Raw genomic sequence first — 6078 nt, 5'->3', positions numbered from 1 at the left:
CACCCTCATCTGCGAAGAGCCGGTTAAGAGGGCGCGATCAAATCCAGCTGCCACCCGGAGCGACCGCGTCACGGCCCGCTCCACCGCCGGGCCTGGTAACCGATGAGGGGTACCAGCCGCTGCCAGGTCACGGGGATGCACTGTAAGTCTCGTCGTCCACGTAGACCGAGCTCCCGAGCTCGAGGAACTGTGCGGACTTCTCGGCCATGCCCGTCGCGACGTAGTCGCGGACGTCCTGGCTGATCCGCATCGAGCAGAACTTCGGCCCGCACATGGAACAGAAGTGCGCGGTCTTGCTGGCCTCGGCCGGGAGGGTCTCGTCGTGGAACGCCTCGGCGGTGTGCGGGTCCAGGGAGAGCGCGAACTGGTCGTGCCAGCGGAACTCGAAACGGGCACGTGACAGCGTGTCGTCCCAGTCGCGGGCACCGGGGTGACCTTTGGCGACGTCGGCCGAGTGGGCGGCGAGCTTGTAGGTGATCACCCCGGTCTTCACGTCGTCGCGGTTGGGCAGGCCGAGGTGCTCCTTGGGGGTGACGTAGCACAGCATCGCGGTGCCGTGCATGGCGATCGCCGCCGCGCCGATGGCAGAGGTGATGTGGTCGTAGCCGGGCGCGATGTCGGTGGCCAGCGGCCCGAGGGTGTAGAACGGCGCGTCGTGGCACCACTCCTGCTGCAGGACGACGTTCTCCTCCACCAGGTTCAGCGGCACGTGCCCGGGGCCCTCGACCATCACCTGCACGTCGTGCTCCCAGGCGCGCTGCGTCAGCTCCGCCAGGGTGCGGAGCTCGGCGAGCTGCGCCTCGTCGTTGGCGTCGGCGGTGCAGCCGGGACGGAGGCCGTCGCCGAGCGAGAAGGACACGTCGTACCGGGCGAAGATCTCGCACAGGTCGTCGAAGTGGGTGTAGAGGAAGTTCTCCTCGTGGTTCGCGAGGCACCAGCCGGCCATGATCGAACCGCCACGAGACACGATCCCGGTGATCCGCTGGGCGGTCAGCGGCACGTAGCGCAGCAGCACGCCGGCGTGGATGGTCATATAGTCCACGCCCTGCTCGCACTGCTCGATGACGGTGTCCCGGAACACCTCCCAGGTCAGCTTGCTGGCGTCGCCGTCGACCTTCTCCAGGGCCTGGTAGATCGGCACGGTGCCGATCGGGACCGGGGAGTTGCGGATGATCCACTCGCGGGTGGTGTGGATGTCGTCCCCGGTGGACAGGTCCATCACCGTGTCCGCACCCCAGGTCACCGCCCAGGTGAGCTTGTCGACCTCCTCGGCGATCGAGCTCGTCACCGCGGAGTTGCCGATGTTGGCGTTGACCTTCACCAGGAACCGGCGTCCGATGATCATCGGCTCGGCCTCGGGATGGTTGACGTTGGCCGGGATGATCGCGCGCCCGGCTGCCACCTCGGAGCGGACCAGCTCGACGTCACAGCCCTCACGGATCGCGACGTACTCCATCTCCGGGGTAACCCGTCCCTGGCGGGCGTAGTGCATCTGGGTGACGACGCCGGCGCCGCGGCGCGGACGAGGCCTCGTCCCCCGCCACTGCTCGCGCGCCTCGCCCCGCCGGAGCGCGGCCTTGCCGTTGTCGAGCAGCTGGGTCTCGCGCCCGGCGTACTCCTCGATGTCGCCACGCTCGGCGACCCAGGCAGCCCGCAGGGGCGGCAGGCCCACCTCGGGGTCGCTGCCCGGTCCGGCGGTGGTGTATCTGTCGAACGTCTCGCCGTTGGTCAGCGCGACCCGGGTGAACGGGACACGGATGTCGGCTCGCGATCCGCTGCGGTGGACGGTGCTGTGGCTCGGGTGGATCTGCATCACTTCTCCTGGGTGGGCGGGTTGTGTCGGGCTGGGGTGAACGTGTGGGCGACCGGGCCGCGGCCGCGACCGAGACGCCAGTCGGCGCTGGTGCGCAGGGCGGCCGCCACGAATGTGTGGGCGGCGGTGGCGGCGTCGATCAGGTCGGCGCCGCTGGCCAGGTGGACGGCGAGGGCCGCCGCGAACGTGCACCCGGTGCCATGGTCGTTGGTCGTGGGTACGGCGGCGTGCTCGACCGTCCGCACCCGACCGCGGGCGTCCACCACCACGTCGCGGCACGTCGGGGCCTCGGCGTCACCACCGGTGAGCACGACCGCAGGCCCGAGCGCATGCAGGGCCAGAGCCACGTCCTCCCGCGGATCCGCCGGACCGGCGCCGGTCAGCCGGAGCGCCTCGTCGAAGTTCGGCGTGACGACCGTGCCTCGCGCAAGGACGTGGTCGCGGTAGGCGGCCACCACTGCGGCATCGCCGAGCTCCGCACCGCTCGTGGCGACCAGGACCGGGTCCACGACCAGCGGGAGGCCGGGCGGCAGGTCGGTCACCACTGCGGCGACCTCGGCGGACCCGAGCATGCCGGTCTTGACCACGGCGACCGGCAGGTCCTCCAGGACGGCGTCGATCTGGGCCCGGACATCGTCGGCCGACAGCGGCACGACCCGGCGCACTCCGACGGTGTCCTGGGCGGTCACGGCCGTGACGGCGCAGGCCCCGTGCGCACCGAGCGCCGCGAACGTCGTCAGGTCGGCGGCCACCCCGGCGGCACCGCCGGAGTCGGTGCCGGCGACCGTCAGTGCGACCAGCGGGCTGCTCACCGGACAGCCTGCGAGATCCGCCGGAAGGCGCCGCCGGGGTCGTCGGCGCGCATGACGGCACCCATGACGGCCACCCCGTGGGCACCCGCGTTCCGCAGGTCCGCGGCGTTCTGCTCGTCGACCCCTCCCAGGGCGAAGACCGGCACGTGTCCTGCGAGCGTCACGGCACGTCGGAGGCCGGGCAGGCCGAGCGCGGGGCCGTAGCCGGGCTTGGACGCCGACGCGGCGACCGGCGAGATCGTGAGGTACGACGCACCGCCGGACACGGCGGTGCGGATCTCGGCGTCGTCGTGGCATGAACGTCCGTGCGGGAGGGGAGGCCCCTCGTCGGGGCGCGCCTGCGCCGTTGCCAGGTGCACGCCGGCCACTCCGTCCAGCCGGGTGCGAGCGCTGAGCACGGCGACCCCGGCCGCGCCGAGCGCGCGGGCGAGCCGTTGCCGCTGGTCCTCGGGCAGGTCGAGCTCGCGCAGCACCACCGCGTCGAGCCCCGCATCGACGCACGCGGCCACGGTGCCCACGAGGTCGCGGCCGGCGGGAAGCTGACTGCGGTCGGTGAGCAGCAGCACGCGGGGCAGGTTCATGTGCCCACCCGGCCCGCCATCGGGCTCGACGCGCGAGCGGTGGTGAGCCGGGGGATGCGACCGGCCCGGCGTGCCATCTCGCCGGCCCCCACCGCCGCCCGCAACGCCGCGGCCATCTGGGCGGGACGGTCCGCCCGGGTGATCGCCGTGGCCGCCAGCACGGCATCACATCCCAGCTCCATCGCGAGCGCCGCATCGCTGGCGGTGCCGATCCCGGCGTCCAGGACCACGGGAACCGCGACAGCGGCGCGCACGGCCTCGATGGCCCTGGGGTCGTCGAGGCCACGGCCCGTGCCGATCGGAGATCCGAGCGGCATGACGGCCGCGCAGCCGACGTCGACCAGGCGCCGGGCGAGGACCGGGTCGGCACTGGTGTAGGGCAGCACCGTGAATCCCTGCCGGACCAGCGTCTCGGCCGCGTCCAGCAGCTCGACGGCGTCCGGCATCAGGCTCGTCTCGTCGCCGATCACCTCGAGCTTGACCCAGTCGGTCTCGAGTGCCTCGCGCGCCAGCTGAGCGGTGAGCACGGCCTCCCGGGCGCTGAGGCATCCCGCCGTGTTCGGCAGGATGCGCACACCCAGCGCCCGGAGCATGTCGAGCAGCCCGCCGCGCTCGGTGTCGGAGGTGCGCCGCACCGAGACGGTCACCAGACCGGGCCGGGCCGCCTCGACGATCTCACCCACGAGGCTGGTGCTGGTCAGACCCCCGGTGCCGATCCACAGCCGCCCGGGGAGGTCGATACCCGCCACCCGCATCCCAGTCACCCGCCCTGGTGGGCGGTGACGACCTCCACCGCGTCGTTCTCCGACAACCGAGTGTCGTGCCACGCCGCCGCCGGAACCACGGCGCCGTTCAGCGCGACTGCCACCCCTCGCGCGGACGGCACGAGGCTGTGCAGGGTCGCCTCCTCCTCCACCACCCGCGGTGTCCCGTTGACCTTGATGTTCATGGCACGACCACCCTTCCGTGAGGTGCCGGCGTGAGACTTCCGGAGCCGTACGACGAGAACCGGCTCGGCACGAACCGCCGCACCGTGGCTGGTACGTCACCACCTTCGACGTAGGCCCGCACGGCCCGAGCGGTCACCGGAGCCAACAGCACGCCACCGCGGTAGTGGCCGACAGCCAGCACCTGGCGCACGGGTCCGACCGCGGGGTGCGGTCCGATCAGCGGCCCGTTGTCGGGGGTGCCGGGGCGATGCCGGGCGGTGATCTCGACGACTTCGGCGCTCTCCAGCCCGGGGACGAGGGTGCGCGCGGCGTGCAGCAGCCGCACCACCGCCCCGAGCGTCGCCACCGGCTCCGAGGCATGCTCCTCCTCGGTCGCACCCACCACGACCTCGCCGCCCGCCCGCGGCACGACGTACACCGTCTCGCCGTGCACCCGCGCGCGCAGGACCCGGGACGGCCGGTCGGCCCCCCGCAGCCGGATCGTCTCTCCCCGGACCGGTCGGACCTGCGGCACCAGGCTTCGGGCCTCGGCCCCGGTCGCGACGACCACCGCGTCGCAGCCGAACTCGGTCCCGTCCGCGAAGGCGACTCCCCCGTCGAGCACCGTTGCCCGGGCACGGACCACCCGGTCACCCAGCAGGCACAGGAGGGCCTCGGCGACCAGGCGCGGGTTGACGTTGTGATCCTCGGGAAGCAGGGTCGCGCCGGCGACCCGCGACAAGGTGGGCTCGTGCGCGCGTGCCTCTCGCCGGTCGAGCTCCTGGAAGGCGATGCCTTGGGTCGCGAGGACCTCGAGCGTGCGTCGCATCTGCTGCAGGTCGTCGTGGTCCTGCCCCACCAGCAGCGTGCCCGCGGTGCGCAGGTCGATGTCCACGCCGGAGGCGGCCTGCAGTCGAGCCGCGTACTCCGGCCACAGTCGCGCAGAGGCGACGCCGAGCCTGAGCAGGTCGGTCTCACCGTGCCAGGCCTCACCGGCCGGGGCGAGCATCCCGGCCGCCGCCCGGGTGGCGCCGCCGCCCGGGTCGGGATCGAACACCCGCACGTCGTGCCCGCAGCGCACTAGCTCCTCCGCGCAGGCGAGACCGACTATGCCGGCACCGATCACCGCCACCCTCATGCGAGCGCGATGGCGTCGACGAGTCCTCTCGCGGCGATGGCGGGCTGGGGTGATCGACAGATGGCCGACGCCACCGCGACCCCGTAGGCCCCGGCCGCCATCACCTCGGGCACGCGCTCGGCGTTGATGCCAGAGATCGCGATCGCCGGCAGGACCCGAGCCGCATCACGCAGCGTCTCCAACCCGATCGGGTTGGGGAGACCGCTCTTCGTGGTCGTGGGATAGACGGGCCCAACACCCACGTAGTCGGCGCCCTGCGCCTTCGCCTCACGGGCCTGATCGGCGTTCCGGCAAGTGCCGCCGACGAGGAAACCCAGCGGTGCCAGGCGTCTCGCCGCGGCGACGGGGACGTCATCACGGCCGAGGTGGACACCGTCCGCGCCGGCGGCAAGTGCGAGGTCGACGCGGTCGTTGACGATGATGCGCACCGAGGTCCCGGCAAGGCGATCCACGAGGATGCGGGTGAACGCGACAATCTGACGGTCCGACAGCGACTTCGCCCGGACCTGGACCGCGTCGACGCCCTGGCGGACCACGGCCTCCAGCACGGCGATTGCTTCGTCGTCGTACGACCCGAAGTGGGTGATGCAATGAATGCGCGGTAGCACGTCGCTCCTCACTTCCTTCGCCGGCATTACCCGGATCAGGTTCGACGGTCAGAGCGGCTCCAGCCCCATCTCAGCCCGATGCCTCGGGCTCCCGTGTGGAATGCGACGACCGTAGCAGCCGTGCAAGCTCTCTCGGAAGGAGGTCAGCCGGACGGCACAGCCGTCCCGCATTTTGCGGGCTCTTCGCAGATGAGGGT

Annotated in this window: 7 protein-coding genes and 1 riboswitch; all 7 genes read right to left on the bottom strand. The window is 72.2% G+C overall.

The window, feature by feature from the left end:
• Positions 1-127: 127 nt before the first annotated feature.
• Positions 128-1813 carry a phosphomethylpyrimidine synthase ThiC gene (thiC, locus tag N866_RS15615; protein ID WP_034228037.1) on the bottom strand — a complete coding sequence of 562 codons (1686 nt, stop codon included), beginning with the start codon at positions 1811-1813 and terminating at the stop codon, positions 128-130.
• Entirely contained in the window at positions 1813-2625 is an 813-nt protein-coding gene (thiD, locus tag N866_RS15610; RefSeq protein ID WP_034228035.1) for a bifunctional hydroxymethylpyrimidine kinase/phosphomethylpyrimidine kinase, read from the bottom strand. Before thiD ends, thiC begins: the two co-directional genes overlap by 1 nt.
• Positions 2622-3206 carry a thiamine phosphate synthase gene (locus N866_RS15605; RefSeq protein ID WP_034228033.1) on the bottom strand — a complete coding sequence of 195 codons (585 nt, stop codon included), beginning with the start codon at positions 3204-3206 and terminating at the stop codon, positions 2622-2624. Before N866_RS15605 ends, thiD begins: the two co-directional genes overlap by 4 nt.
• Positions 3203-3961 carry a beta/alpha barrel domain-containing protein gene (gene thiG / locus N866_RS15600; RefSeq protein WP_173406168.1) on the bottom strand — a complete coding sequence of 253 codons (759 nt, stop codon included), beginning with the start codon at positions 3959-3961 and terminating at the stop codon, positions 3203-3205. Before thiG ends, N866_RS15605 begins: the two co-directional genes overlap by 4 nt.
• A gap of 5 nt (positions 3962-3966) precedes the next feature.
• Entirely contained in the window at positions 3967-4155 is a 189-nt protein-coding gene (thiS, locus tag N866_RS15595; RefSeq protein ID WP_034228030.1) for a sulfur carrier protein ThiS, read from the bottom strand.
• Positions 4152-5273, bottom strand: a complete 1122-nt coding sequence (gene thiO, locus N866_RS15590; RefSeq protein ID WP_034228028.1) for a glycine oxidase ThiO — start codon at positions 5271-5273, stop codon at positions 4152-4154. Before thiO ends, thiS begins: the two co-directional genes overlap by 4 nt.
• A complete protein-coding gene (gene thiE / locus N866_RS15585) occupies positions 5270-5908 on the bottom strand; it encodes a thiamine phosphate synthase (protein WP_155855418.1) in 639 nt (212 codons plus the stop codon). Before thiE ends, thiO begins: the two co-directional genes overlap by 4 nt.
• Positions 5877-5986: riboswitch (TPP riboswitch) on the bottom strand. Its footprint overlaps the gene before it by 32 nt.
• Positions 5987-6078 lie beyond the last annotated feature (92 nt).

The organism is Actinotalea ferrariae CF5-4 (assembly GCF_000603945.1).
Taxonomy (GTDB): Bacteria; Actinomycetota; Actinomycetes; order Actinomycetales; family Cellulomonadaceae; genus Actinotalea; species Actinotalea ferrariae.
Note: the sequence above shows the minus strand (reverse complement) of the source record. Positions and strands in the feature narration are given on the sequence as shown.